This is a genomic window from Streptomyces sp. NPDC058401 (assembly GCF_042722885.1).
GTDB lineage: Bacteria > Actinomycetota > Actinomycetes > Streptomycetales > Streptomycetaceae > Streptomyces.
Map to the genome: position 1 here is coordinate 58945 of NZ_JBHXKA010000015.1, position 26786 is coordinate 85730.

At 73.3% G+C, this 26786-nt stretch carries 21 protein-coding genes and 1 pseudogene; 13 read left to right on the plus strand and 9 right to left on the minus strand.

All coding sequences use genetic code 11. The features are described from left to right. Window positions 1–75 precede the first annotated feature (75 nt). From ACFWNV_RS08325 to ACFWNV_RS08335, 3 genes are all read left to right on the plus strand, one after another. Window positions 76–1695, plus strand: a complete 1620-nt coding sequence (locus tag ACFWNV_RS08325) for a multicopper oxidase family protein (protein ID WP_383942407.1) — start codon at window positions 76–78, stop codon at window positions 1693–1695. A 165-nt stretch (window positions 1696–1860) separates the two neighbouring features. Further along, window positions 1861–3132: a DUF4352 domain-containing protein gene (locus ACFWNV_RS08330; RefSeq protein WP_383942410.1), complete on the plus strand. Its 1272-nt coding sequence runs from the start codon at window positions 1861–1863 to the stop codon at window positions 3130–3132. Between the two features lie 98 nt (window positions 3133–3230). Beyond that, entirely contained in the window at window positions 3231–4985 is a 1755-nt protein-coding gene (locus ACFWNV_RS08335) for an NAD+ synthase (RefSeq protein ID WP_383942413.1), read from the plus strand. Here ACFWNV_RS08335 and ACFWNV_RS08340 read toward each other — a convergent pair. Beyond that, a complete protein-coding gene (locus ACFWNV_RS08340) occupies window positions 4957–5559 on the minus strand; it encodes an alpha/beta fold hydrolase (protein WP_383942416.1) in 603 nt (200 codons plus the stop codon). The genes ACFWNV_RS08335 and ACFWNV_RS08340 overlap by 29 nt on opposite strands. 45 nt (window positions 5560–5604) lie before the next feature. On the opposite strand from ACFWNV_RS08340, the gene ACFWNV_RS08345 reads away from it, so the two are divergent. Next, complete coding sequence (locus ACFWNV_RS08345; protein WP_383942417.1) at window positions 5605–5949, plus strand: MerR family transcriptional regulator; 345 nt, start codon at window positions 5605–5607, stop codon at window positions 5947–5949. A 20-nt stretch (window positions 5950–5969) separates the two neighbouring features. Here ACFWNV_RS08345 and ACFWNV_RS08350 read toward each other — a convergent pair whose 3' ends face one another. Continuing rightward, window positions 5970–6998: an endonuclease/exonuclease/phosphatase family protein gene (locus tag ACFWNV_RS08350; RefSeq protein WP_383942420.1), complete on the minus strand. Its 1029-nt coding sequence runs from the start codon at window positions 6996–6998 to the stop codon at window positions 5970–5972. 297 nt (window positions 6999–7295) lie between these two features. On the opposite strand from ACFWNV_RS08350, the gene panB reads away from it, so the two are divergent. The 3 genes from panB (at window position 7296) to ACFWNV_RS08365 (ending at window position 10146) form a co-directional block, all read left to right on the plus strand. Further along, window positions 7296–8156, plus strand: a complete 861-nt coding sequence (gene panB, locus ACFWNV_RS08355) for a 3-methyl-2-oxobutanoate hydroxymethyltransferase (protein WP_383942423.1) — start codon at window positions 7296–7298, stop codon at window positions 8154–8156. A 110-nt stretch (window positions 8157–8266) separates the two neighbouring features. Continuing rightward, entirely contained in the window at window positions 8267–9298 is a 1032-nt protein-coding gene (locus ACFWNV_RS08360) for an ATP-binding cassette domain-containing protein (protein WP_383942426.1), read from the plus strand. Then, a complete protein-coding gene (locus ACFWNV_RS08365; RefSeq protein WP_383942429.1) occupies window positions 9295–10146 on the plus strand; it encodes an ABC transporter permease in 852 nt (283 codons plus the stop codon). The genes ACFWNV_RS08360 and ACFWNV_RS08365 overlap by 4 nt, the downstream gene beginning before the upstream one ends. Before the next feature lie 60 nt (window positions 10147–10206). Here the strand turns inward: ACFWNV_RS08365 and ACFWNV_RS08370 are convergent, their stop codons facing one another. Further along, window positions 10207–14142 (minus strand): BTAD domain-containing putative transcriptional regulator, encoded by a 3936-nt coding sequence (locus ACFWNV_RS08370; RefSeq protein ID WP_383942432.1) that lies wholly within the window; start codon window positions 14140–14142, stop codon window positions 10207–10209. A 60-nt stretch (window positions 14143–14202) separates the two neighbouring features. Here ACFWNV_RS08370 and ACFWNV_RS08375 point away from each other — a divergent pair, with 60 nt between their 5' ends. Continuing rightward, complete coding sequence (locus ACFWNV_RS08375) at window positions 14203–15027, plus strand: site-2 protease family protein (protein WP_383942434.1); 825 nt, start codon at window positions 14203–14205, stop codon at window positions 15025–15027. Window positions 15028–15035: 8 nt separating this feature from the next. On the opposite strand, the gene ACFWNV_RS08380 is transcribed toward ACFWNV_RS08375, so the two are convergent. Continuing rightward, the gene (locus ACFWNV_RS08380; RefSeq protein ID WP_383942437.1) at window positions 15036–15230 is read right to left on the minus strand and encodes a hypothetical protein; all 195 of its coding nucleotides are present in this window, start codon (window positions 15228–15230) and stop codon (window positions 15036–15038) included. A 173-nt stretch (window positions 15231–15403) separates the two neighbouring features. Here ACFWNV_RS08380 and ACFWNV_RS08385 point away from each other — a divergent pair, with 173 nt between their 5' ends. Then, complete coding sequence (locus tag ACFWNV_RS08385) at window positions 15404–17566, plus strand: TerD family protein (protein ID WP_383942440.1); 2163 nt, start codon at window positions 15404–15406, stop codon at window positions 17564–17566. A 79-nt stretch (window positions 17567–17645) separates the two neighbouring features. On the opposite strand, the gene npdG is transcribed toward ACFWNV_RS08385, so the two are convergent. Then, window positions 17646–18359: an NADPH-dependent F420 reductase gene (gene npdG, locus ACFWNV_RS08390; protein WP_383942443.1), complete on the minus strand. Its 714-nt coding sequence runs from the start codon at window positions 18357–18359 to the stop codon at window positions 17646–17648. 163 nt (window positions 18360–18522) lie between these two features. Between npdG and ACFWNV_RS08395 the strand changes: the two genes are divergently transcribed. After that, window positions 18523–19128 carry a hypothetical protein gene (locus tag ACFWNV_RS08395; RefSeq protein ID WP_383942446.1) on the plus strand — a complete coding sequence of 202 codons (606 nt, stop codon included), beginning with the start codon at window positions 18523–18525 and terminating at the stop codon, window positions 19126–19128. 18 nt (window positions 19129–19146) lie between these two features. On the opposite strand, the gene ACFWNV_RS08400 is transcribed toward ACFWNV_RS08395, so the two are convergent. Then, window positions 19147–19386 (minus strand): hypothetical protein, encoded by a 240-nt coding sequence (locus ACFWNV_RS08400; protein WP_383942449.1) that lies wholly within the window; start codon window positions 19384–19386, stop codon window positions 19147–19149. 59 nt (window positions 19387–19445) lie between these two features. Here ACFWNV_RS08400 and map point away from each other — a divergent pair, with 59 nt between their 5' ends. After that, entirely contained in the window at window positions 19446–20303 is an 858-nt protein-coding gene (gene map / locus ACFWNV_RS08405) for a type I methionyl aminopeptidase (RefSeq protein WP_383942452.1), read from the plus strand. Window positions 20304–20449: 146 nt separating this feature from the next. Next, the gene (locus ACFWNV_RS08410; protein ID WP_383942454.1) at window positions 20450–21097 is read left to right on the plus strand and encodes a heme oxygenase (biliverdin-producing); all 648 of its coding nucleotides are present in this window, start codon (window positions 20450–20452) and stop codon (window positions 21095–21097) included. A 282-nt stretch (window positions 21098–21379) separates the two neighbouring features. On the opposite strand, the gene ACFWNV_RS08415 is transcribed toward ACFWNV_RS08410, so the two are convergent. From ACFWNV_RS08415 to ACFWNV_RS08425, 3 genes and pseudogenes are all read right to left on the minus strand, one after another. Next, entirely contained in the window at window positions 21380–22027 is a 648-nt protein-coding gene (locus ACFWNV_RS08415) for a PhzF family phenazine biosynthesis protein (RefSeq protein WP_383942457.1), read from the minus strand. 19 nt (window positions 22028–22046) lie between these two features. Next, window positions 22047–23534 (minus strand): HtaA domain-containing protein, encoded by a 1488-nt coding sequence (locus tag ACFWNV_RS08420; RefSeq protein WP_383942460.1) that lies wholly within the window; start codon window positions 23532–23534, stop codon window positions 22047–22049. A 612-nt stretch (window positions 23535–24146) separates the two neighbouring features. Continuing rightward, window positions 24147–25583: pseudogene (locus ACFWNV_RS08425) on the minus strand (HtaA domain-containing protein); the annotation flags it as partial. 206 nt (window positions 25584–25789) lie between these two features. Between ACFWNV_RS08425 and ACFWNV_RS08430 the strand changes: the two are divergent. Beyond that, window positions 25790–26785 carry a hemin ABC transporter substrate-binding protein gene (locus ACFWNV_RS08430; protein WP_383942504.1) on the plus strand — a complete coding sequence of 332 codons (996 nt, stop codon included), beginning with the start codon at window positions 25790–25792 and terminating at the stop codon, window positions 26783–26785. The last annotated feature ends 1 nt before the right edge of the window (window position 26786 follow it).

The following is a 26786-nucleotide window of genomic DNA, read 5'->3' on the forward strand; positions in this document are numbered from 1 at the left end:
TCCGCTTCCACTTCCGATTCCGATTCCCCTTCCTCGCCCTCACCCTCACCCTCGCCCTCCCCCTCCCGCCGCGCCGTGCTCGGCGCCGGCGCCGCGCTCGCCGGGTCCGGGCTGCTCGCCGCCTGCTCGGGCTCCGGCATGGCCGGCATGGATCACGGCGCGGGCTCCACGGGCAAGGGGGCCGCCTCCCCCGCCCCCGGCGGCTACGTGGACCCGGCCGGCGCCGAAGTACGGGCCGCCGAGGCCGCCCGCAAGGCCACCGGCCCGCTCACCGAGGTCCGGCTGACGGCCACCGCCACCCCGCTCGACCTCGGCGCCGGCCGCTCCGTCCGCTCGTGGGCGTACGGGGACAAGCTCCCGGGCCAGGAGGTCCGGGTCACCGCGGGCGGCCGGCTCGCCCTGACCCTGGCCAACAACCTCCCCGAGGCCACCTCCCTGCACTGGCACGGCCTGGCGCTGCGCAACGACATGGACGGGGTACCGGGGCTGACCCAGCGGGACATCCCCCCGGGCGGCTCGTTCACGTACGAGTTCGCCGTCCCGCACCCCGGGACGTACTGGTTCCACCCGCACTCCGGGGTCCAACAGGACCGCGGCCTGTACGCGCCGCTGATCGTCGAGGACCCCAAGGAGCCCCTCTCCTACGACAAGGAGTGGGTGGTCGTACTCGACGACTGGGTCGACGGCGTGGACGGCTCCACCCCCGACGCCGTGCTCGGCGAACTCCGCAAGGGCATGGACACGAACCCGGGCGGCGGCCATTCAGGCCACGGCTCCGGCCACAGCTCCGGCGCCGGCTCCGGCTCCGGCGCCACAGCCACGCCCGCACCCGCACCCGCCCCGAGCGGCGGCGGCTCCTCCCGGGTCCTCATGGGCGGAGTCAGCGAGGTCCTCGGCAAGGACCCGGGCGATGTCGCGTACCCGCACTACCTGGTCAACGGCCGCACCTCCGAGGACCCCTCGGTCTTCACCGCCCGCCCGGGCGACCGGATCCGGCTCCGGATCATCAACGCGGGCGGGGACACCGCCTTCCGGATCGCCCTGGGCGGCCACGAGTTCACGGTCACCCACACCGACGGATTCCCCGTCGAGCACGCGGCCGCCCGCTCGCTGCTGCTGGGCATGGGCGAGCGCTACGACGTCCTGGTGACGGCGGGCGACGGGGTGTTCCCGCTGACCGCGCTCGCCGAGGGCAAGGGGGACGCGGCCTCGGCGCTCGCGGTGCTGCGCACCGGTGCGGGCGCGGCCCCGACCGCCGCGACCCGGCCCGCCGAGCTGTCCGGGCAGCCGCTGACGGCGGACGTCCTGAAGGCGGCGCGGCCGGTGGCCCTGGCGGCGCGCGAGCCGGACCGCACCGTGCGGATCGAGCTGACCGGCGGCATGGCGAAGTACGACTGGGCCTTCGACGGGAAGCCGTACACCCCGGACCAGCGGCACCCGGTGAAAGCGGGAGAAAGGGTCCGGCTGGAGTTCAACAACTCCACAACGATGTGGCATCCGCTCCACGTGCACGGGCACACCTTCGCCCTCGGCGGCCGGCCGGGCGGGGCCCGCAAGGACACCGCGGTGGTGCTCCCGAACGGGAAGCTGACGGTGGACTTCGACGCCGACAATCCCGGTCTGTGGATGGTGCATTGCCACAACGTGTACCACTCGGAGGCCGGGATGATGACCGTTCTGGGCTACCTGCGCTAGCCGGATCCCGCCCCTGACCGGGCCCTCGGCGCGCCGCGTTCCGCGCGCCGAGGGCCCGACCGAGGGGGCCTGGAGGGGGCTGAAATGCCCGGCGGCGGGCTCGAATTCCATGACAGGCTGGTGATCGTCACGCGCCGATTGCGACCTGAAGGACTCCCCGCCGGTATGAGCACCCCGCCGAACCCGCCCAGCACCCCGTCCGGCCCGCCGACGGAACCCGCGGGCGCCCCCGTACCCGAGGCGGCATCCATACCGGCGCCCGCGCAGCCCCTGTCGCTCGACAAGCCCGCGGCCCCGGCCCCGGACAAGCCCGAACCCCTGTCCCTCGACAAGCCCCAGGCTCCGTCCTTCGACAAGCCCCCGGCCCTGACGCCGCCCCAGCCCCTCACCCCGGCCCCGGCCCTGACCGAGGACCCCGCGCAGCCCGCGGACGCCGCCCCCGCGGCCCCCGCCCCCGGCGCCTTCGCTCCGGTCGCCCCCGGCCCGGCGGCCCCGGCCGCTCCCCCGGCGCACACGTGGGGAGCCCCGTACGGCGCCCCGGGCGCCCCTGCCCCCGGCGCCCCCACCCCCGGCAACCCCTGGGCGACGCCCGCCGCCGGTCACCCCGGCGGCTACCCCGGCGGCCCGCAGGCGTCCGGGTTCCCGGCGCCCCCGCCCGCCACGAACGGCCTGGCCCTCGCCGCCCTGCTCCTCGGGCTGTTCGGCATCTTCGTCGGCCTCGTCCCCTTCTTCTTCTGGGCCGGCGCCCTCCTCGCGGTGACCGGCGCCGGCATCGGCATCGCGGCCGTCCTCAAGTCCCGCCGCGGCGCCCCGCGCGCCACAATGGCCGCGATCGGCACCGTCCTCGGCATCCTCGGCATCGGCGCTTCCGTCGGCGGCTGGTTCATCACCACGGCCGTCATCGACAAGATCGACCGGAACATCGCCGACAGCCGCTCCGGGGACTACGAGTACGACGAGGACTACGGCTACGGCTCGGAAACCCCGAGCGCCCCGGCGAGCCCGACCCCCAAGCCCTCGCCCTCCGACATCCCGGGCCGGACCTCGGCCCTCGCCTGGGGCAAGCCCTACACCTACGAGGACGGGGTCCAGGTCACCGTGCAGAGCGCGGTCCCGTACAAGCCGTCCTCGACGGCCTACCCGGCCGAGGCCCGCAACGGCAACGCGGTCAAGGTGACGGTCAAGATCGTCAACAACTCCGGGGCCGCGCTCGACGTCAGCCTGGCCCTGCCGCACGCCCGCGACGACCAGGGCACCGAGGCCGAGATGGCCTTCGACAGCTCCGTGCCGAAGATGTTCAAGGGCTCCGTCATGGCCGGGGAATCGATGACCGGCACCTTCGCCTTCCTGGTGCCCGAGGGCACCAAGAGCCTGCACTTCGAGATCGCTCCCGACGTCGAGCGCGAGGACGCGATCTGGAACGGCCCCATCGGCTGAACCGGCGACGCGGTGACTCGGGGACGCGGCGACACGGTGACTCGGCAGCTCGGCGACTCCCAGGACATCGCGTCAGAAAGACGATTAGACTGGGCCGCGTGCCTCAACTACGCCTCGCTCTGAATCAGATCGACTCGCAGGTCGGCAACATCGCCGCCAACGCCGACTCGGTCGTCCACTGGACCCGGCACTCCGCCGAACAGGGCGCCCACCTGGTGGCGTTTCCGGAGATGGTGCTGACCGGGTACCCCGTCGAGGACCTCGCCCTGCGCGGCTCCTTCGTCGAGGCCTCCCGCGCGGCGCTGCTCGACCTCGCCCGGCGCCTGGCGGCCGAAGGGTTCGGGGACCTCCCGGTCGTCGTCGGCTACCTCGACCGTACGGAGAAGGCCGCGCCCCGGCTCGGCCGCCCGGCGGGGTCCCCGGAGAACGCGGCCGCCGTGCTGTACGGCGGGCAGGTCGTCCTGCGCTTCGCCAAGCACCACCTCCCCAACTACGGCGTCTTCGACGAGTTCCGGTACTTCGTGCCGGGCGACACCCAGCCGGTGATCCGGGTACGGGGCGTGGACGTGGCCCTGGCCATCTGCGAGGACCTCTGGCAGGACGGCGGGCGCGTCCCCGCGACCCGCTCCGCCGGGGCCGGGCTGCTGATCTCGGTCAACGCCTCCCCGTACGAGCGCGCCAAGGACGACCTCCGCCTGGAGCTGGTGCAGAAGCGCGCCCAGGAGGCCGGCTGCACCCTCGCCTACCTGGCGATGATCGGCGGCCAGGACGAGCTCGTCTTCGACGGGGACTCGATCGTCGTCGACTCCGCCGGCGAGGTCATCGCGCGCGCCCCGCAGTTCTCCGAGGGCTGCGTCCTGGTCGACCTGGACCTGCCCGCGGCCTCGGACGACCCCGTCGAGGGCATCGTGGACGACGGCCTGCGCATCGACCGCGTGATCCTCACCGAGGATCCGGTGGAGCCGTACGAGCCGGTCGTGACGGGCGGCTACGCCGACCGGCTGGACGACGACGAGGAGGTCTACGACGCGCTGGTCGTGGGTCTGCGCGCGTACGTCCGCAAGAACGGCTTCCGGTCGGTCCTGATCGGCCTCTCCGGCGGCATCGACTCCGCGCTGGTCGCCGCGATCGCCTGCGACGCGATCGGCGCGCAGAACGTGTACGGCGTCTCGATGCCGTCCAAGTACTCCTCGGAGCACTCCCGGGGCGACGCGGCCGAGCTGGCGGCACGGACCGGCCTGAACTTCCGGACCGTGTCGATCGAGCCGATGTTCGACGCGTACATGGGAGCGCTGGGCCTGACCGGGCTCGCCGAGGAGAACCTCCAGTCCCGGCTGCGCGGCACCCTGCTGATGGCGCTCTCCAACCAGGAGGGCCACATCGTGCTGGCCCCGGGCAACAAGTCGGAGCTGGCCGTCGGCTACTCCACCCTGTACGGGGACTCGGTGGGCGCCTACGGTCCGATCAAGGACGTCTACAAGACGGACGTCTTCCGCCTCGCCGAGTACCGCAACCGGGCGGCGGCCGAGCGCGACGAGACCCCGCCGATCCCGGAGAACTCCATCGTCAAGCCGCCGAGCGCCGAACTGCGCCCCGGGCAGGTGGACACGGACTCGCTGCCCGACTACCCCGTGCTGGACGGGATCCTGGCCCTGTACGTGGACCGCGACCAGGGCCTGGAGTCGATCGTCGCGGCGGGCTACGACCCCGAGCTCGTCGCGAAGACCCTGCGGATGGTGGACACCGCCGAGTACAAGCGCCGGCAGTACCCGCCGGGCACGAAGATCTCCGCGAAGGGCTTCGGCAAGGACCGGCGCCTGCCCATCACGAACGGCTGGCGCGAGCAGGCGTGACGCCCGCGGCGAGGAACGCGCGCACGTGGCGGAGCCAGGTCGCCCGGTCCGCCGGGTTCAGGACGTGGGCGGCGCCGGGCAGTTCGAGCAGCCGGGCGCCCGGGATGCCGGCCGCGAGACGGTGCGAGCTCTCGGGCAGCACCAGCCGGTCACCGGTCGGCGCCACCACCAGGGTGGGGGCGGACACCTTCGCCAGGTCGTCCCGGACGTCCACGCGGGACACCAGGTCGAAGTGGTCCGGCATGCCCGGCGCCAGCGCGGCCAGGGTCCGGGCGACCGGTTCGTCGAGGGCGGCCGGTTCGAGGTCCGCCAGCTCCGCCGGGGACATGCAGGACAGGACGGCGAACCGTGCCACGTCCTCCCACTGACCCGCGGCCGCCAGGGATGTGATCAGCCGGGCGGCGAGCGCAAGGACGGGGTCGGCGGCGGCGAATCCGGCGGTGAGCACGAGGGCGCGGACACGGTGGGGGTGCCGGGTGGCGATCCGGACGGCCACGGCGCTGCCGAGGGACTCCCCGAGGACGGCGAACGAGTCCTGCCCGGCCGCGACGGCGGCCGCGACAAGTCGCGGCATGGGCAAGGGGCGCGGGAATGAGGCATGCGGCATGCGGCATGCGGCATGAAGGAGATGGTGCGGCGCACCGGGGTGCATGAGCGGCTGCTGCGCTACTACGAACAGCAGGGACTCCTGACGCCCGACAGGCTGCCCAGCGGCTACCGCCTCTACGCCGAGGCGGACGTCGAGACGGTGCGCCGCATTCGCTGCCTGCTGGCGGCGGGCCTTACGACCGCCCTGATCGCCCAGGTCCTGCCGTGCATCCGGGCGGACGACGAGCGCCTCGTACCCACCTGCCCGGACCTGCTCGCCCGATTGCGCCGGGAGGGCGAGCGGATCACCCGCGCCATCGAAGACCTCCAGGCGTCGCGATCGATCCTCGACACCATCATCACCGTCGCACCCTAGGACCCTGCGGCCCTGCGGCCCTACGGCCTGACGGTGACCCGGGCCGCGATCGGGAGGTGGTCGCTGCCCGTGCGGGGCAGGGTCCAGGAGGCTTCGGGGGTGACGCCGCGGACCAGGATCTGGTCGATGCGGGCCATCGGGAACTGCGCGGGCCAGCTGAAGCCGAAGCCGTCGCCGGACGCGCCCTGGGTGGAACGCAGCTGCGAGGTGACCTCGGACAGGGCCCGGTCGTTGACCGTTCCGTTGAGGTCGCCGAGCAGGATGACCCGGCGCAGCGGTTCGGCGGCGAGTGCGGCGCCGAGGGCGTCGGCGCTGTTGTCGCGCTGGTTGGCGGTGAAGCCGGCGTTGAGCTTGACGCGGACCGAGGGGAGGTGGGCGACGAAGGCGGCCACCTCTCCGTAGGGGGTCTTGACCGTGGCGCGCATGGCCCGGGTCCAGCCCATCTTGATGTCGACGGGCTGGCTGGCGACCAGCGGGTACTTGCTCCAGAGTCCGACGGTCCCCTCGACCGAGTGGTACTTGTAGGTGCCCGCGAGGGCCTTCTCGTAGACGGGGACGGCGCTGCCCTTGAGCTCGGTCAGGGCCAGGACGTCGGCTCCGGCCTTGGCGACGGAGGCGGCGGTGCCGCCGGGGTCGGTGTTGTCGGCGTCGACGTTGTGGGTGGCGACCGTGAGGTTGCCGCCGGCGTGCGCCTTGTCGGTGACCAGTCCGCCGAAGAGGTTCACCCAGACCGCGGCGGTCAGCAGTATCGCGATGAGTGCGGTCGCGGACTTGCGGAAGAGCGCGGCGGCGAACAGGACCGGGACGGCCAGGCCCAGCCAGGGCAGGAAGGTCTCGGTGAGGCTGCCGAGGTTGCCGATGTCGTTGGGCAGCTCGGCGTGGAAGATCATGACGCCCGAGACCAGCACGGCGAACGCGGCGAGGACGATCCCGCGGCGCCAGATGCCCGGATCGCGTCGCAGCTCGGTCAGCCGGCGCCGGAGACCAGCTCGGGAGGGCTCGGGCTCCGAGCCGTCGCTCCCCGTCTCCGTCATGTACGCCTGTGCCATGCCGCTGCCCTCACTGCCATGCTCGCGCTCCGTCCCCGCCTCTTGACCCTAGGCGATGCACGGAGCGTTCCGCGCCGATTGCCCCGGCCGTTGCCCCGGCCGTACATCCGGGAGGACGAACGGGCGAGCGGCCCGGGTTCCGCTTGTCACCAAACGCGCACATTGGGTCGTGGTGCGCCCGCCGCCGCGAACCGGGCCCCGTGGCACTTCCCGCCCGGGCCCCGGGAGTGCCACCATGGGTGTGAGTCCGGGGACGCCGTAAGGGCGCCTCGAGATGAACATCAAGGAGCAGTTGCAATGACGCATGCCGTTTCGCCTGCCCGCGAAGCCGCCTCCGCCACGCTGTACGGAGGCTCGGGCACCCGGCGCATCACCGTCCGCGACCTCACCCTCGCCAAGGAACGCGGCGAGAAGTGGCCCATGCTCACCGCCTACGACGCCATGACGGCGGGCGTGTTCGACGAGGCCGGCATCCCGGTCATGCTCGTCGGCGATTCGATGGGCAACTGTCACCTCGGCTACGAGACCACCGTCCCGGTGACGATGGACGAGATGACCCTGCTGTCGGCGGCCGTCGTACGCGGCACCAGCCGGGCCCTGATCATCGGCGACCTGCCCTTCGGCTCCTACCAGGAGGGCCCCGTACAAGCGCTGCGCAGTGCCACCCGGCTCGTCAAGGAGGCCGGGGTCGGCGCGGTGAAGCTGGAGGGCGGCGAGCGTTCGCTGGCCCAGACCGAGCTGATCGTGCAGTCGGGCATCCCCGTCATGTCCCACCTGGGCCTGACCCCGCAGTCCGTGAACGCCATGGGCTACCGGGTGCAGGGCCGCGGCGACGAGGCGGCGCACCGGCTGCTGCGCGATGCGAAGGCGGCGCAGGACGCGGGCGCCTTCGCGGTGGTGCTGGAGCTGGTCCCGGCCGAGCTGGCCGCCGAGGTCACCCGGTCCCTGCAGATTCCGACGGTCGGCATCGGCGCGGGCTCGGAGTGCGACGCGCAGGTGCTGGTGTGGACGGACATGATGGGGCTGACCGGCGGCAAGATGCCGAAGTTCGTCAAGCAGTACGCGAACCTGCGGGCGACCATGGGCGACGCGGCGAAGGCCTTCGCCGAGGACGTGGTCGGCGGAACGTTCCCGCAGGAGCAGCACGCTTTCCACTAGTCCGTCCGGTGGGCTGACGGCAGCCTGCCCGCGGCCTCCGATGTTCTGTCGGTGCTCTGTGGGCGGGCTGTCGGTTAATTGTCGGCGCTTTGTCAGTGGTGTCTGGTCCCATGGTGGACATGACGCGAAACGACAAGAATCCCCTGAACGGCTCGAACGCCGTAGAGGTCCGGGGGCTGGTCAAGCACTACGGCGAGACCAAAGCCCTCGACGGCGTGGACCTGGACGTCCGCGAGGGAACCGTCCTCGGGGTCCTCGGCCCCAACGGCGCGGGCAAGACCACCCTGGTCCGCATCCTCTCCACCCTGATCACCCCCGACGCCGGCACCGCCCGGGTCGCCGGCTTCGACGTGGTCCGCCAGCCGCGGCAGCTGCGCCGCACCATAGGCCTGACCGGCCAGTACGCCTCGGTCGACGAGAAGCTCTCCGGCTGGGAGAACCTCTACATGATCGGCCGGCTGCTGGACCTGTCCCGCAAGGACTCCCGCAGCCGCGCGGACGAGCTGCTGGAGCGGTTCTCCCTCACGGACGCCGCCAAGAAGGCCGTGATGACCTACTCGGGCGGCATGCGGCGCCGGCTCGACCTGGCCGCCTCCATGATCGGCAGCCCGGCCGTGCTGTACCTGGACGAGCCGACCACCGGTCTGGACCCCCGCACCCGCAACGAGGTGTGGGACGAGGTGCAGCGGATGGTCGCCGAGGGGGCCACCGTCCTGCTCACCACCCAGTACATGGAGGAGGCCGAGCAGCTCGCCAGCGAGCTGACGGTCATCGACAAGGGCAAGGTCATCGCCAACGGCAAGGTCGACGAGCTGAAGGCCCGCGTCGGCGGCCGGACCCTGCGGATCCGCCCCACCGACCCGTCCGAGCTCCCGGGCATGGCCCGCGCCCTGGCCGAGGCCGGTCTGGACGGGGTGGCCGGTTCCCAGGCCGTCCCGGACGAGGGCGCCCTGCTGGTGCCGATCCTGGCCGACGAGCAGCTGACCGCGGTGGTGGGCCTGCTGGCCGCCCGCGGGTACGGCATCTCCGACATCAGCACCTACCTGCCCAGCCTGGACGAGGTGTTCCTGTCCATCACCGGACAGAAGCCCACCGTCCAGGACTCCATCCCCAACCAGCAGACCGAGGAGGTCGCGGCATGAGCACCGTAACCACGACGAAGCCCAGCCCCACCGCGGCCGCCCCGGCCGGCGGGCCCGTCCCCGTGGACGAGGGCCGGATCGGCCTGCGGGGCAACCTGCGCCACATCGGCGCCCTGGCCCGGCGCAACGTCCTGCAGATCAAGCAGGACCCGGAGTCGATGTTCGACGTCCTGTTCATGCCGATCATCTTCACGCTGCTGTTCGTCTTCGTCTTCGGCGGCGCGATCTCCGGCAAGGGCAACCAGGGCGAGTACGTCAACTACGTGGTCCCGGGCCTGATGGCGATGATGGGCATGAACATCGCCATGGGAGTGGGCACCGGAGTCAACGACGACTTCAAGAAGGGCGTGATGGACCGCTTCCGGTCCATGCCCATCGCCCGCTCCTCCGTGCTCATCGCCAAGATCGTGGTCGAGCTCGGCCGCATGATGGTGGCCATCGCGATCCTGCTCGGCATGGGCTTCCTGCTCGGCCTGTCCATCAAGTCCTCGGTGCTCGACCTGTTCCTGTCCATCGGGCTGTCGGCGATCTTCGGTTCCTCGCTGATGTGGATCTTCATCCTGCTGGGTCTCACCATGAAGACCCCCCAGGCGGTCCAGGGCGTGGCGATGCTGGTCCTGATGCCGCTGCAGTTCGGCAGCTCGATCTTCGCCCCGCCGACGACGATGCCCGGCTGGCTGCAGAGCTTCACCGACGTCAACCCGCTGTCCAACCTGGCCGACGCGGCCCGCGCCCTGATCAACGGGACCCCGCTCGGCAACTCCGTGTGGATCACGCTGGCCTGGTCGGTCGGCATCACGCTGGTGACGATGCCGCTCGCCGTGCGGAAGTTCCGCCAGAAGACCTGATCCGCGGACCGGTCCGCTCCGGATCGCGTCCCGGGCGGGCCGTGAGAGCCTGCGGCCGGATCAGACGAGGGCGGTGGCCTCCTCCAGGGTGAGGCCGCCGCCTTCGGCGTACGCCGCCTCGTACGCGGCGTCGCCGAGCGCGGCCCGGGCCAGGCCCTCGGCCTGCTCCAGGTCCGCGCGCTCGGTGGTGACCGGGAAGTGCCGGGGCGGCAGCTGGGCGCGGTAGGCGCCGATCAGCCGCGCGGCCTCGTACGACCGCTGCGGGCCGCCGAGTCCGGCGTGCGAGAGGGCCGCGGTGAGCAGGTAGACGGCCGGGAGCTGGGGGGCCATCAGCAGGGCGAGCGGGTCCACGACGGCTTCCATGGCCTGCCGGATCAGCACGAGCGCGTTCTCGTACTTGCCCTCCTGGTTGTCCAGCCAGGCCATCGTGCCGAGCACGAACCCGTCGAAGACGGCGTACGCGCCGAAGGAGAACTCCTCGCGCAGGGACTGGAGCTGCGCCCGGGCCTCCCCGGTCCGGCCGGTGCGGCCGTACACCCCGGCGAGGAACATCCGGGCGGCGGGCCTGGCCTCGTTGCCGACGTGCTGGATCGTGGGGAGCAGTTCGGTGAGCAGCCGCTCCGCCTCCTCGATGTGGCCGTCCTCGACGAGGGTCCCGGCCATCCGCACTTGCAGGACCGTGACCTGGGCCTTCGCCCCGAGCCGCCGGGCGTGCTCGATGGCGGCGCGGAAGTCCTCGGCGGCCAGTGCGTACTCGCCGTGCTTCTCCCGGGCCTCGGCGCGGGCGGAGAGCGCCTCGGCGCAGCCCCAGTCGTCGCCGAGATCCCGGAAGACGGCCAGGCTCTCCTCGGCGTCGCGGGCGGCGTCGCCGGCCCAGTCGGCGCGGTTGGCCAGCACGTTGGCGCGCAGCTGGAGGGAGGAGGCCAGCTCCCAGCGGTAGCCGAGCCCGCGGGCGGTCTCGACGGTCTCCTCGATGACCTCACGGAGCAGGACCGGGTCCCCCGCGATCATCACGGCGTAGATCCACAGGACCCCGGGGGCCACGCAGGTCTGCGGCAGGCCGGGGCGGTAGGCGGCGAGCATGCCGTCGACCGTGGTGCGGATCTCCGGGCTGGACCAGCTGACGTCGGTCTGGTCCTGGGCGGCCAGGCACATGATCCGGATGCCGCGCCAGGCCTCGGTGAGCAGTTCGCCCTCGTACGGCGGGGGCGCGTCGACGACCCGCTCGTAGACGGGCTCGGCGGGTACGACGGGGGCGGCGAAGGGGTCGGGACCCAGCGCCGCGGCGGCCGCGGACCAGTGCCGCAGCTCCGTGCGCAGGTCGTGCATCTGCCAGTACCAGACGAGGGAGTGCAGCAGGCAGAGCACTTCGCCCACGTCCTGGAGTGCGACGGCGCGGCGCATGGCCGTACGGAGGTTCTCGTACTCGGTGACGATCCGGTCGGCGGCCGCGCGCTGGCCGTGGCCGCGGAGCAGCGGCTCGGTGGTGCGGGCGAGTTCGCGGTAGTGGGTGAGGTGGCGCCGCTCGGTGGCGGCGCGGTCGTCGCCGGCCTCGGCGAGCCGCTCGGAGGCGTACTCGGCGACGGTCTCCAGGAGGCGGTAGCGCATGCCGGCGGCGTCCGGGGCGGCGACGACGAGGGACTTGTCGACGAGCGAGCCGAGGAGGTCGGCGGCGTCCAGCCCCTCGGCGGCGTCGGCGCAGACGGCCTCGGCGGCATCGAGGTCGCAGCCGCCCGCGAAGACCGACAGCCGGCGCAGGACGGCCCGTTCGGGCTCGTCGAGGAGGTCCCAGGACCAGTCGACCACCGCGCGCAGGGTCTGCTGGCGGGGCAGATGGGTGCGCGAGCCGCCGGTCAGCAGCCTGAACCGGTCGTCCAGCCGGTCGGCGATCTGGCGGGGGGTGAGCAGCCGCAGCCGGGCGGCGGCCAGTTCGATGGCGAGCGGCATCCCGTCGAGCCGGCGGCAGATCTCCACGGCGGCGGCCGGGTCCTCGTCCACGGTGAACCCGGCCCGGGCAGCGGCCCCGCGGTCGTCGAGCAGCCGGAGCGCCACGGGGTCGGGCAGCGGGTCCACCGGGCGCAGGGTCTCCCCGGGCACGCCGAGCGGTTCGCGGCTGGTCGCCAGGATCTGTACGCCGGGGCAGCGCGCGAGCACCTCCTCGGCGAGGCGGGCCGCGGCGTCGACGACGTGCTCGCAGTTGTCCAGGATGAGCAGCATCCGGCGCCGTGCGCAGTGCTCCGCGAGGCGGTCGAGGGGGCGGTCCCCGCGCTCGGTGAGCACCCGCATCTCCTCGGCGGAGCCGCCGCGCAGCTTGGTCTCCCGGGCCCCGAGCGCGAGGAGCACGGCCTCGGTGACGTCCTCCGGGTCGTCCACTGGGGCCAGCTCCACGAACCACACCCCGTCGGCCCAGGCGGACCGGCCGGGTCCGGCGGTGCGTGCGGAGCCCGCCGCGGCGGGGCGTGCGTGGGCCTCGGCGGCCTCCTGCGACAGCCGGGTCTTGCCGGCGCCGCCGGGTCCGAGCAGGGTGACGAGCCGCGACCGGGCGAGGTCGTCGCCGATGACCCGGATGTCCTCCTCCCGCCCGACGAAGGTGGTCAGCCGCATCCGCAGATTGCCCGCACCCGGGCCCGGTCCGGCCGGGTACTCCGCCACGGCCCCCGCCCCGTACGGGTCCGCGGGCCGGGGCTGCCCGGCAGGACCGGGCCCGCCGGGGGCCGCGGGGTGGCCGGAGGCCGGTGCGTCGGGGCCGGCGGGGTGGCTTGAGCCCGGCCCGCCGGGCCCCGCAGGGTGGCCGGAGCCAAGCCCCTCGGGGCCGGCCGCGTGGCCGGAGTACGCCCGGTCGGGGCCGGACGGGATCACAGCGGGGTTCCCCGGGGCGTGCTGCGCGGCGGGGTGCGGCCCGGCGGGGGCAGGGGCGGAGCCCGGCATGGCCTCTTCGGGCGCGCCGGCCCCGCCCGACACGGTCGCGGCCGGGGCGTCGGACCCGTCCGGGGTCTCCCGGCGCGGCGTGGTCCCGGCCGGAGCACCGGACCCGCCCGGCGCGGCCACTGCGGGCCCACCGGGGGCCGCGGGGTGGCCGGAGTCCGGCCCGCCGAGCCCGGCCGGGGGGCCGGAGGCCGCCCCGTCGGGGCCGGACGGGACCGCAGCCGTGGTCCCGGGGACGTGCTGCACCGCGGGGTGCGGCTCGGCGGAGCCGCCCGGTGGGGTCGTTGCGCGGGCGTCGGAGCCGGCCGGGTTCTCCGCGCCCGTCGGCGCCCCGGCGGGGTGGGGGCGCGGGGCGGTGGGCGGAAGGGGGCTCAGGAGGGCTGTGTGGAGGGTGCGCAGGGTGGGGCCCGGGGTGGTGCCCAGGCGGGTGGACAGGTCACGGCGGACCGCCTCGTAGGCCGCCAGTGCCTCCGCCGGGCGGCCCGCGTCGCGCAGGGCGCGGATGCGGAGGGCCTGCAGGGGTTCGTCCAGCGGCAGCCCCGCGCACAGTGCCGTCAGCTCCGGCAGGACCCGCTCCGCCTCCCCCAGCGCCAGCGCCGCGTCCAGGCGGCCCCGGCGCGCGTCCAGCCGTAGGGCCTCCCAGCGGGCGGCCTCCGGCCCGGAACCGGGCAGGGAGCTCAGCGGCTCGCCCCGCCACAGAGCGAGGGCCTCGTCGTACAGGGCGGCCGCCTCCGCCGGGGAGGCCTGCGCCGCCGCCCGCGTCAGCCGCTCGAAGCGGTACAGGTCGATGTCGTCGCGGGCGGCGACGAGCCAGTAGCCGCCTTCCCCGGAGCCCACCGCCTCGCGCCCCAGGGCCCTGCGCAGCCGGCCCACCAGCGCCTGGAGCGCCGCGGGCCCGTCCGCGGGCGGGTCGCCGTCCCACACCTCTTCGATGAGCGCGGCCGCCGGCACCGCCCGCCCCGGCCGCAGCGCGAGCGCGGTCAGGAGCGCGCGCAGCCGCGCTCCGCCGACGGGAACCGCGCTCCCGTCGTCGCGGATGGCCTGGGTGGTGCCGAGCATCGCGTAACGCACCGGCCCATTGTCTCCGGCCCGGAGCTCCCCCGGGCGCCGCCTCCGGGATAGGTTCGCCGTATGGGTCCCCAGGGCAGTCAGAACCGCAGCCGGCACCACACGCACGACCGGGGTGACCGGCGGATCAGTCCCGTGTTCCTCGGCATCTTCGCCGTCATGGCGGTGACGGGGTGGGCCGTGTGGACGGGGTACTCGACCAGCACCGGGCTGGCCGTCTTCCTCTTCGTCACGGCGGCGTGGATCGTCTCCCTGTGCCTGCACGAGTACGCGCACGCCCGCACCGCCCTGCACAGCGGCGATCTCAGCGTCGGGGCGAAGGGCTACCTGACGCTGAATCCCCTCAAGTACACGCACGCGCTGCTCAGCATCGTCCTGCCCGTCCTCTTCGTGATCATGGGCGGTCTGGGCCTGCCCGGCGGCGCGGTGTACATCGAGCGCGACCGGATCGAGGGCCGGTGGCGGCACAGCCTGATCTCGGCGGCCGGCCCACTGACGAACGTCGCGTTCGCGGCCGTCTGCACGGCCCCGTTCTGGCTGAACGCCCTGGACGGGGTCCCGATCCCGTTCCGCTTCGCGCTCGGCTTCCTGGCGCTGCTCCAGGTCTCGGCGGCGATCCTGAACTTCCTGCCGGTCCCGGGCCTGGACGGCTACGGCATCATCGAGCCCTGGCTCTCCCACCGGGTCCGCCGCGAGGTGGCGCCGCTGGCGCCGTTCGGGCTGCTGGCGGTCTTCGCGCTGCTGTGGATCCCGGAGATCAACGCGTTCTTCTTCGACGCGGTGTACAGCGTGCTGTCCGCGCTGGGCGTGGGCGAGATGGAGGCCTACTGCGGCCGCGACCTCTACCAGTTCTGGCAGGACACCAACGGCTTCTGCACGGCGTCCTGAGAGAGGGCTCAGCCCGCGTTGCGGGCCGCTGCCGCGGCCTTCTCGACCTTCGCCTTGCGCACGTAGAACCACGCCATGTTCGACGTGATGCCGGCCATCAGCACCCACACGATCCCGAGCAGGCTGCCCTCGACGAAGGAGACCACGGCGGCGGCCACGGCGAGGACGCAGAGGACGACGGCGAACACGGCAAGGCGGGGCATGGCGGGGGCTCCTCGAAGACACTGAGCGGTTCAAGCCCCTCCAGTGTCCCCCATGCCCCGGCGTGCTCCCGTCCTGCTGATTTCCGCCATCCCGTGATCTTTTCCTCCTCCCACCGCTACGGTTCGCCCGAGACGCACCGCGCACGGGGGTGCGGAAGGACCGGGGGGAAGACATGCAGGAGATCCCGAAGGGCGCGAACGTCAGCCTGACCGCCCTCAGCGAGGACGCCGGGGCGGTCGTCGTGAGCCTGGGCTGGAGCAGCGCTTCGGGGGACGGCGACGCCGACGTCTCGGTGCTGCTGCTGGACGAGAACGGCAAGGTCCGCGACGAGAACGACTTCTACTTCTACAACAACCCGGCGGCCGCCGACGGAAGCGTGCAGCTGCTGGGCAAGGTACCGGCCGACAACGGCGACGAGGACCGCATCGGCCTGGACCTGACGGCGGTCCCGGAGGGGGTCGTACGGATCGTCGTGGCGGCCAGCCGGTACGCCGGCGCCCGCTTCGGAGACCTCGACGACCTGCGGATGACGGTCGCGGACCGCTCCGGGGAACCGCTGGTCGGCTACTCCATCGACGACGCGGGCGTGGAGACCGCCTTCATCTTCGGCGAGCTGTACCGGCGGGGCGAGGAGTGGAAGTTCCGTGCGGTCGGCCAGGGGTACGAGACCGGCCTCGCGGGACTGGCCACGGACTTCGGCATCCCGGTACTGGAGGACTCCGAGGAAGCGGAGCAGACCGAGGCGACCGCGGAAGCCGAGGCAGCGGAAGCCGAGGCAGCGGAAGCCGAGGCCGCGGGGGCAGCCGCAGGGACAGGGGCAGCCGGGGAGAACGGGCTCGCGGAGGGAAGGGCGCCGGTGGAAGCCGCCGCCCCGGCGCAGGACCCGTCCGCCGAACCCGCGGCCGAACCGGCGACCGAACCCGCGGCCGAACCGGCCCCCGCACCGCTCGCCGAGGCCGCCGTCCCCGGCGCCGTACCGGCGCAGACCCGCGGCCGGGGTCCCCGTACGACGAGGAAGAAGGTCACCCTGCCCAAGGTGGCCAAGAAGTCCCTCGCCGAGAACGAGTCCTGGAGCCAGGCCCGCCTGTTCCCCGTCCCCTCGCTCAAGAGCGACCGGGAGCGGGAGGTGCGCGCCACCTCGGTCCTGCTGTCGGTGATGGCGCAGGTTCCGGAGTTCGGCCGCCGCCTCACCGCGGGGTTCGGCGCGCCCGCCGGCCGGATGCAGACCTTCACCGAGGTCTCCCTCCCCCACGGGGACACTCCGCGGCGCCCCGACGGGGTGATCCGGGTGGAGCGCGCGGGCAAGCTGTGGACGGCGCTCGTGGAGACGAAGACGAACGGCAACCCGCTCAAGGCGGAGCAGGTCCAGGCGTACATGGACATCGCCGCGCGCCGCGGCTACGAGGCCGTGATCACCCTCTCCAACGACGTGGCCCTGGAGGGCCGCCCCATGGTGGAGGTGAAGGTCGACGGCCGGCGCAAGCACAAGGTCAGCCTCTGGCACCTGTCCTGGGCCGAGGTCGCCCACCAGGCGCAGCTGCTGATCCGGCACGAGGGCGTGGGCAACGCCGCGCACGCCTGGCTCCTCCAGGAGCTCCTGGAGTACCTGCGGCACGAGCAGTCCGGGTGTCACGGGTTTCAGAACATGGGCGCGGCCTGGGTGCCCGTGCGCAAGGGCATCGAGGACGAGACCCTCGGTCTCGGGGACGCCCGGACCGTGGAGGTGGTGGAGAGCTGGGAGCGGCTCGTCCGCCAGGTCTGCCTGCGGCTGGGCGGGGAGCTCGGGCAGAAGGCGCTGCCCGTGCAGCGGGCCCGGCGGGGCAGTGATCCGCAGGCGCGGCGGGTGGCGGCGGCGGAGCGGCTGTGCGCGGACGGGAAGCTGTACGCGGAGCTGCGCGTCGACGGGGCCAGCAGTGTCATCGCGGTGAGCGCCGACCTCAGGACCTCCAAGGTGCGGACGTCCGTCGACGTGCCGGCCCCGGAGGGCGCGTACCCGCTGGTCACGGTGAAGCGGCTGCTGAAGCTGCTCGACGGGGCTCCGGCGGACCTGCACGTGGAGAGTCTCCTGGAGGCGGGTCCGGGTGCCGGGGCGGGGCCGGGGAGCGGGCCGCGCGGGACGCTGGAGCGGCTGCGGCCCGAGCCGGGTGACCTGCTGCCCGCGGACGGCTCGGCCGTCGTCGGTTTCCGGCTGTCGCTGCTCAAGGGGATGGGGAGCACGCGGGGGAACACGGAGTCCGGGTTCATCCGCAGCGTGGACGATGCCGTGGAGCGCTTCTACCACGGTGTGGTGGCGCAGCTGGGCCCGGTCGAGGGGCGCGCCGGGCGGCGCGGCTGAGGGTGCCCCGGGGCCACCCGGGCCGTCGGGTCCGGGTGGCCCCGGGGGCCGTGGTGGGTGGCCCCTCGGGGCCTGTGGGTCAGACGTCCGTGATGCGCAGGCCCGCGTGGGCCTTGTAGCGGCGGTTGGTGGAGATGAGGTTGGCCACCAGGGATTCGACCTGGTGGGCGTTGCGCAGGCGGCCCGCGAAGACTCCGCGCATGCCGGGGATCCGGGCGGCGAGGGCCTGCACGATGTCGGTGTCGGCGCGGACCTCGCCGAGGACCATCACGTCGGTGTCGATCTCCTCGATCGACTCGTCCTGGAGGAGGACCGCCGACAGGTGGTGGAAGGCCGCCGTGACGCGGGAGTCCGGCAGGAGGGCGGCGGCCTGCTGCGCCGCGCTGCCCTCTTCGACCTGGAGGGCGTACGCGCCCTGCTTGTCGAAGCCGAGCGGGTTGACGCAGTCGACCACGAGCTTGCCGGCGAGGTCCTCGCGCAGCGATTCCAGGGTCTTGGCGTGGCCCTCCCACGGCACCGCGATGATCACGATGTCGCTGCGGCGCGCGCATTCGGCGTTGTCCGCGCCCTCCACCCCGAGGCCGAGCTCGTCGGCGGCGGTCCGCGCGCGGTCGGCGGCACGGGATCCGATGATCACCTTCTGCCCGGCGCGGGCGAGCCGGTAGGCCAGGCCGCGGCCCTGGTCGCCGGTGCCGCCGAGGACGCCGACGACGAGGCCGGAGACGTCGGGAAGATCCCACGGGTCCTTGGCGGGGGCCTTGGCGGGCTGCTGCGTGCTGTCTGTGGAGGTCATGGGGGCGAGGGTAGCCGCGAGATCGTCAGAGTCGAATGCACGGACGCCGCGAGATGCCGAAGTAGGCCGGAGATGCCGAAGTGGGCGGGGGGTGGGGTGGCGGTCGGGCGGGAGATGGGGGGAACGGCTCCCGTTTGTCCCTTCCATGCGGCAGGATGCCGATATGGACGCCGTGAGAGTCGCGCTGCTGCGCGAGGTGCTCGCCGGTACGGAGTGGCCCGGCGCCGCGCGCCGGTTCGCCGGGACGCTGCGGCGGTCGGTGGTTCCGGCCGGCGGGAACCTGCTGCTGGTCGGGACCGAGCAGTACGAGCCCTGGCACCTGGCGGCGCACCTGGTCGACGAGGCCGCCTGGTCGGGGCTGGCGGAGCTGGCGCCCACGCTCGTACGCCACCAGGTGCTGCCCGGTGACGCCCCGCACCTGTCGGTCGGCCTGAGCCGGCTGGAGGCGGCCCGGCGCGGTCACACCCTGCTGGTGGTGGCTCCGGAGCAGCCCGGGGACGGGCTGCTGGAGCGGGTGCACGACGCCCGGCGCGCGGGGGCGACCGTACTGTCCCTGGACGGCGGGGACGCGGATCTGAAGACGCTCGCGCACGAGGTCCTGTCCGTACCGGACGGGGCCGCCGAGCTGGACCTGGACACGGTGCAGCACCTGGTCAGCGCGGCGGCCGGGGAGAACAGCCTGCCGGTGCAGCGCGGGCCGAAGCGGTTCCGGGACCGGCTGGCGCGGCTGGCCGACCAGCTGGCCGCGCCGCCGCCCAGCCGCTGGTAGGCAGGGGGTCCCGGTCGGCTAGGGCGTCTCGGTGCCCTCTTCCGTCTCGCGCGTCTTGTCGTTCCATTTGGGGTCGTTCTGCCATTCGAGGTTGCGCTCCTGCGCCGTCTCCATGGCGTGGGTGGCCTCCTCGGGCGTGGCGTAGGGGCCGAAACGGTCCTTCGCCGGGCACTCGGGGCCTTCCTCGACCTTCTTGTGGACCAGGCAGTAGTACCACTCGCCGGGTTTGCCCACCTGGCGCTTCTTGAACAGGGCCATCGTCAGGCTCCTCTCTCTGTCGCCATGCTGCCCCATACCCGCTCGATACACTCGCTCGTATGTCTGGCCAGTCGCTGCTCGTACCAGGCGAGCTCACTCCCGTCCGTTCCGTTCCCGGAAACATCCGCCGGCCCGAGTACGTGGGCAAGCCCGCGCCCACTCCGTACACCGGACCGGAGGTGCAGACGCCCGAGACCATCGCGGCCATGCGCATCGCCGGCCGGATCGCCGCCCAGGCGATGGAAGAGGCCGCCAAGCTGATCGCGCCGGGGGTGACCACCGACGAGCTGGACCGGGTCGCCCACGAGTACATGTGCGACCACGGTGCCTACCCCTCGACGCTGGGCTACCGCGGTTTCCCCAAGTCCCTCTGTTCCTCGCTCAACGAGGTGATCTGTCACGGGATCCCCGACTCGACCGTCCTGCGGGACGGCGACATCGTCAACCTCGACGTGACCGCGTACATCGGCGGGGTGCACGGCGACAACAACGCCACGTACCTGTGCGGGGACGTGGACGAGGAGTCGCGGCTGCTCGTGGAGCGCACCCGCGAGTCCCTGAACCGGGCCATCAAGGCCGTCCGGCCGGGCCGGCAGATCAACATCATCGGCCGGGTCATCGAGTCGTACGCGAAGCGCTTCGGGTACGGCGTCGTCCGGGACTTCACCGGTCACGGGATCAACTCGTCCTTCCACTCCGGCCTGATCGTCCCGCACTACGACAGCCCGCACGCCACCACCGTCATCGAGCCCGGGATGACCTTCACCATCGAGCCGATGCTGACCCTGGGCACCCACGAGTACGACATGTGGGAGGACGGCTGGACGGTGGTCACGAAGGACCGCAAGCGCACCGCGCAGTTCGAGCACACACTGGTGGTCACGGACACCGGGGCGGAGATCCTGACGCTGCCCTGACCCCGGGAGAACAGTCCGCGGAGGTTTTTACCGACAAGGCGTCGGGAACACATTGACTTAGGTAAGCCTAAGTAGGAGGATCGGGTGTGGCGGCACGGCCGCCACGCCCGGCTCCCCCTTTTCTTCCGATTCCTCGGAGGTCCGTCTTGGACGCCTTCTCCACCGTCATCCGTGTCGCCTCGCACGAGCAGCACACCGAGGCGGAGACCTCGACCTTCATGAGCGACCTGCTCGGCGGCCGGCTCGGCGTGGACGCCTACACGCGCTACACCGAACAGCTGTGGTTCGTTTACAAGGCCCTGGAGGACGCAGCCGAGGCCCTCAAGGACGATGCCGTCGCCGGCCCGTTCATACAGCCCGAGCTGATGCGCGTCGCCGAGATCGAGCGGGACCTGGCCCACCTGCGCGGCCCCGAATGGCGCGAGTCCCTGATCGCGCTGCCCGCCACCGAGGCCTACGCGGACCGCGTGGCCGAATGCGCCGCCACCTGGCCGGGCGGGTACGTGGCCCACCACTACACCCGCTACCTGGGCGACCTCTCCGGCGGCCAGATCATCCGCGACAAGGCGGAGCGGACCTGGGGCTTCGAGCGCAAGGGCGACGGCGTGCGCTTCTACGTCTTCGCTGACATCTCCAACCCGGCCGCCTTCAAGCGGACCTACCGCGAGCTGCTGGACACGATCTCCGCGGACGACCTGGAGAAGCAGCGCATCATCGACGAGTGCAAGCGCGCCTTCGACTTCAACGGCGCGGTCTTCCGCGAGCTGGGCGAGCAGTTCCCGCTCAGCGCGTGACGCCTGCGGCGGGCTGAACGGGGAAGGGGGGTGGGCCCATCGGGCCCGCCCCCCCTTCTGCGGTGCGCCCCCGGGCACAAAGGGGGACGGCGGCTGCGGCCTGGGCTTCTGGGGCTCCGCCCCAGACCCCGCGCCTCAAACGCCGGCGGGGCTGGATTTGGCTCCGGCGGGGCTGGATGTGGCGCAGGCCCGGCTGGATGTGGCGCAGGCCGGGCTGGATGTGGCGCAAGCCCGGCTGGATGTGGCGCAGGCCCGGCTGGGTGTGGCGCAGGCGGGGCTGGATTACTCGAAGCGGACTCGGCCGCCTACTTCTACCGTGCCGTCCGGGCCGGGGGCCGTGAGGATCTGGGAGCCAGCGCCCTGGGTGATGTTCAGGGCGCGGTTCAGTTCGGCCGTCAGGACGATCGCCGCCGAGCCGGTGGCCTCGTCCTCGGTGATCGCGCCGTCGGGGCGGCGCGGGAAGCCGCGGGCCCGGATGCGGCCCGCCGCCTCGTCCTCCCAGGCCCAGGCGTACAGCCAGCCCTCGCCCGGGGGCGGGCCGGGCAGCGCTTCGACCGCGGCGGCGTCCGCGTACTGCTCGGTGTGCTTGCCCTCGACCCACTCGGGGCGGGCGGTGATCCAGGTGAACTCCCCGTCGTCGCGCGCCCATACGGCGCCCACCGGCGGCTGCAGCTCCTCGATGTCGAGCAGCCACGCCACACCGACCAGCGGGTGCCCGGCGAAGGACATCCGGGTGCCGGGGGTGCGGATGTCGACGATCCCGCGCTCGGGATCGTCGACGAACACCGTCTCGCTGTAGCCGAGTTCGGCGGCCAGCGCCTGCCGCGACGCGTCGTCGGGGCAGGACCGGCCGTCGCGTACGACGCCCAGCACGTTGCCGTGGCTGCCGTCACCCGCGCAGAAGACCCTCAGGACGTCGAGATCGTTCACGCGGGAATTGAAGCACGGGTCAGCTCTGGGCCGTGCGGCGCCTGCGCGCGACGAACACGGCGCCCGCGCCCGCGGCGACGATCGCGGCGGAGGAACCGAGCAGCGCGCCCGCCGGGATCTCGGAGCCGGTCGCGGCGAGGCCGCCGCCGACCGTGCCGCCGCCTCCGGTGGTGCCGGTGCCGCCGGTGGTGCCGGTGCCGCCGGTGCCGGCCGGGGTCGTGGGCAGGACGGCGTCCTTGTCCACGGAGACGGTCAGGTTGACGTCGTCCGCCCGGGTGCCCACCGGGTACATGGAGCCGGTGGTGTCGTTGGCGAAGGCCGCGGAGCCCTCGGCCGTGAGCGCGGTGCGCACGGCGTTCAGGGTGAGCACGCCGTTCTTGGTCTTGTACTCGGCCTTCGAGAGGTCGAGCGTGGCGAAGGGGATGTTCGCCTTGGTCCCGGCGGCCGTCTTCACGTCCAGGATCAGGGTTCCCTTGCCGCCCTCGGCGTTGATGCGGACGTTGCCGAAGGTCATGTCGATGCCGTGGGCCGCGTACTGGAAGCGGAGGTTGCCCGCGAAGGTGGCGTTCAGCTTCCGCGCCTTGGTGTCGAGGGTGCCCTTGCCGCCGCCGAAGGCGAAGCTGTCGCCGTTCGCGACCGCGCCGTCGGTGGGGGTGACGGTGCCGCCCGCGCCCTGGACGTACTGGCGGAAGGACTCCTTGATGCCCCAGGCCAGCTTGCCGCCGAGGATCTGCTGCGGGCCGCCGGTCGCCGGGGAGCTGGTGGAGGCGGAGGGCGAGGGGGAGGCCGGCTTCGACGGGGAGGGGGACGCCGAGGCCGAGGCCGACGGGGACGCGCTCTGCGAGGGGGAAGCGGAGGCGGAGGCCGAGGCGGACGGGGAGGGGCTGTGGGAGGGCGGCGGCGGGAACTCCAGTACGGCGGTCAGCGGGTCGCCCGGCTTGTCCTTGTAGTTGTCCGAGCCGAGGAGCTTCGCGGCGTCGGCGGTCAGCGTGGTGCCCAGGTCGGTCATCGCCGGCCCGCCGAAGGCGACCTTCGCGAAGCCGACGTCCTTGGTGAGGACGCCGTCCCGGGTGACGTCGATGATCAGCAGCTTCTTGCCGGTGTCGATGCGCAGGTTCGCGAGCTTCACCTCGAAGTGGTGCGCCGCCGACGTGAAGGTGACGCTGCCCTTGAAGGCGGCGGTCACCAGGTGGGTGGCCGGGTCGTACTGGCCGGTGGCAGAGCCGAAGGTGAAGCCCTTGGCGGTCTTCTTCGCGCCGTCCGCGACGGTGATCCGGCCCTGGGCGATGGTCGTGACGTACGTGCGGTAGCTCTCCAGGACGCCCCAGTCGAGGGTGCCGCCGAGGACCGGGATCGTCGCGGGGGCGCCCTGCGCCGCGGCGGCGGCCGGCCCGCTGCCCGCCGCGCTGCCCGCCGCGGTGGCGGGCAGGACGAACGCGGTGGCGGCTATCGCGGCGGCGGTGGCCACGGCGGCGGAGAGGGCGATGGGGCGGCGGATCGATGACATGACTGGGTCTCCTGAAACGGGGGTGACGGAGGTGAAGGGGGTGATGGCGGGGGCGGCGCGGGGGCGCGTGAAGGCACGGCGAAGCCGAGCCCTGGCGGGTCGGGCCCCTGAGGGGCCCTGCGGGGCTTGAGCGTGAGGCGGTACGGGGCGTGCGGGTCCCTGCGGGGCGTGCGGATGAGGCGGTACGGGGCGTGCGGGCCGGGCGGTTCGGGCGGACCCGGGCCCGCACACGGCGGGGTGGTGCGGGGCCCGGCGGGTGCGGGCTCTACGGGGCCCGGCGGAAGGGCCGTACGGTCGGTGCGGGTTCGGGGGCTCCGGTCAGCCGGTCAGCCGGCCGGCCGGTCAGGCGCGCGGAGCGGCCCCGTCGCCCCCGGAGGAGTCCGGGGAGTCGGGCGTCCCGGCGGCCGGGGCTTCGGTGCCCGGCGCTGCGGCCGGGGTTCCAGCGCCCGGCGTCGCAGCCGGAGTTCCGGTGCCCGGAGCCGGAGCTGCGGCCGGGGTTCCAGCGCCCGGCGTCGCAGCCAGAGTTCCGGCGCCCGGCGTCGTAGCCGGAGTTCCGGTGCCCGGAGCCGGAGCTGCGGCCGGGGTTCCGGTGCCCGCCGTCCCAGCCGGAGTTCCGGTGCCCGGAGCCGCCGCCGTGGCTCCGGCGTCCGCCGTCGCGGCCTTGTTGCGGTTGCGGAGGGCCAGGTAGGTAGCTCCGCCCGCGAGGATGAGGACGGCTACCGCGAGGGCGGCGTACAGCCCGGCGTTCGAGGACTCGTCCGCCTTCGCGGCGGCGGCCGGGGCCGGGGCCGGGGCCGGCGGGGTGGCGGGGGTGGCCGTGGAGCCGAGGTTCGGGAGGGCAGGGAGCTTCGCGGTGGTGTCGAGGGCGACCGCGAGGGAGACGGGGTCCATCTCCGTGCCGGTCTTGTACATGGAGTTGAAGGCCTGGGCTCCGCCCTCGGTGAGGGTGGCCGGGGCTTCGGTGAGGGTGGCGAGGCCGCCTTCGGTCTTGAGGCCCTTGGCATCGAACTCCACGAGCGGGACCGCGGGCTTGGTGTCCGTGCCGGTGGTGACGTCCGCGGACAGCACGCCCTTGCCGTTCTCCACCTTGGCCGTGATCTTCGCCAGCTTCAGGTCGAGGTGGGCCCCGGTGAAGTGGACGGAGCCGGCGAAGGCGGCGTCGAGGGTGCCCTTCGCTCCGTCGTACGCGCCCTTGCCCTGCGGGAAGCGGAACAGTGCGCCGCCGTCCTGGGCGCCTTCGGCGAGCTCCCACTTGCCCTGGCCGATGGAGCCGGAGACGTACTCGCGGAAGGTCCGCCGTACGCCCCAGTCGACGGCGGCGTCGGTGAACGCCCCGGCGGCCTGCGGGGTCGGGGAGGCCTGCGGGGTCTCCGCGGCCGGGGTGCCCGGGGCGGACGGGGCGGGCTGCTCGGCCGGCGCGGCCTTGACGTCCACGGAGAGCGAGACCGGGTCGAGCGCCGCGCCCGCCGCGTAGTAGCCGGCGAAGGCCTTGGCGCCCTGGTCGGTGAGGGTGGCCGGGATGTTGGCGAGGGCGATGGGGCTGCCGCCGCCCTTCATGTTGATCCCGCCCAGGCCCAGCTTGGCGAAGGGGACTTGGGAGGCGGTGGTGACCGCGCCGCCCTCCTTGGCCTTGCTGGAGACGTCCACGTAGAGGGTGCCGCTGCCGCCGCTGATCTTGACGGTGGGGCGGCTGACGCTCATGTCGAGCTCGTACGTGCCGTCGGCCTTCTGATGGCCCTGGAAGGTGACGCCGCCACTGAAGGAGGCTTCCAGGGAGCCGCTGTCCGGGTCGTAGGAGCCGCTGGCGGAGTGGAAGCGGAACAGGCTGCCGCCTGCGGTGGCGGCCCCGTTCTTCAGCTTGAACGCGCCTTTCGCGATGGGACCCGTGACGTAACTCTGGAAGGAGGATTTAATGCCCCAGTCGAGTCGGCCGCCCTCCACGGTGCGGCCCGCCGCCTGGGCGGCGGTCGCCGGGAGCAGGGCTCCCAGCAGGGCCGCCAGGGTCGCCAGCAAGGCGACGGCGGAAGCACGGGCAGGTCCAGCGGACATGAATGTCCCCTCCAGGGTCTAGCGAGCGAGGTTAGGCTAACCTAAGCTACATCCGGCCAGGCGGGAAACCCCCCGGCACCCGGAACTTGAACCTTGAACCGGGACGCGTTTCCAGCCACTCCCGCTTCCCGCCACTCCCGCCACTCCCGCTCCAGTCGGACGATCAGGACGGTGCCTTCGTGCCTACGCCCGCCGCGTCAACCCGCATGTCCCGCTTCGCCGTCGCCCTGACCTCCGTGGTCCTGGCCCTCGGCGTGAGCGCCTGCGGAGGTACGGCCGCCCCCTCCTCCCCCACCGCCGGAGCCGGTGCCCCGGCCCTCCCGGACCGGGTGGAGCCGCTCGCCCAGGCGCCCGTGCCCGCGCTCCCGGCGACCGTGGCCTCGGCGGACGGCGTCCCCGTCACCGTCACCTCCGCGGACCGGGTGATCCCGCTGACGGGCGGCCTCAGCGAGATCGTGTACACCCTCGGGCTCGGCCCCAAGGTCGTCGCCAAGGACATCACCGCCACCTTCGAACAGGCCGCGGACCTCCCGGTGGTGACGCGGGGCCACGAGGTCTCCGCCGAGAGCGTGCTGTCGCTGCGCCCGACCCTGGTGCTGGCCGAGACCACCTCCGGCCCCGCCGAGGCGATCCAGCAGATCCGCGACGCGGGCATCCCGCTGCTGGTGGTGGCCCCGGCCAAGTCCCTGGACGACGTGGCGAAGCGGACCGGCACGGTCGCCGCCGCGCTGGGCGTCAAGGAGGCCGGTGCGCAGCTCAACCAGCGCACCGCCGACCGCATCGCCGCCGCCCGCAAGACCCTGCCCGCCTCGGGCAAGAAGCCGCGCGTGGCCTTCCTCTACCTGCGCGGCACCGCCTCCGTATACCTGATGGGCGGCTCCGACTCCGGCGCCGGCTCCCTCCTGGAGGCGGCCGGCGCGGTGGACACGGGACCGGAGTCGGGGCTCGGCAAGGACTTCACCCCGATCACCAGCGAGGCCCTGGCGGCCGCCGCACCCGATGCCATCCTCGTCATGTCCAAGGGCCTGGAGTCCGTCGGCGGTGTGGACGGGCTGGTCAAGATCCCGGGGGTGGCCCAGACCCCGGCGGGGATGGACCGGCGGGTGGTCGCCGTCGACGACGGGGTCCTGCTCAACTACGGTCCGCGCACCGACCAGGTGCTGGCCTCCCTCATCACCCAGCTCTACGGCAAGGCCTCCTGAC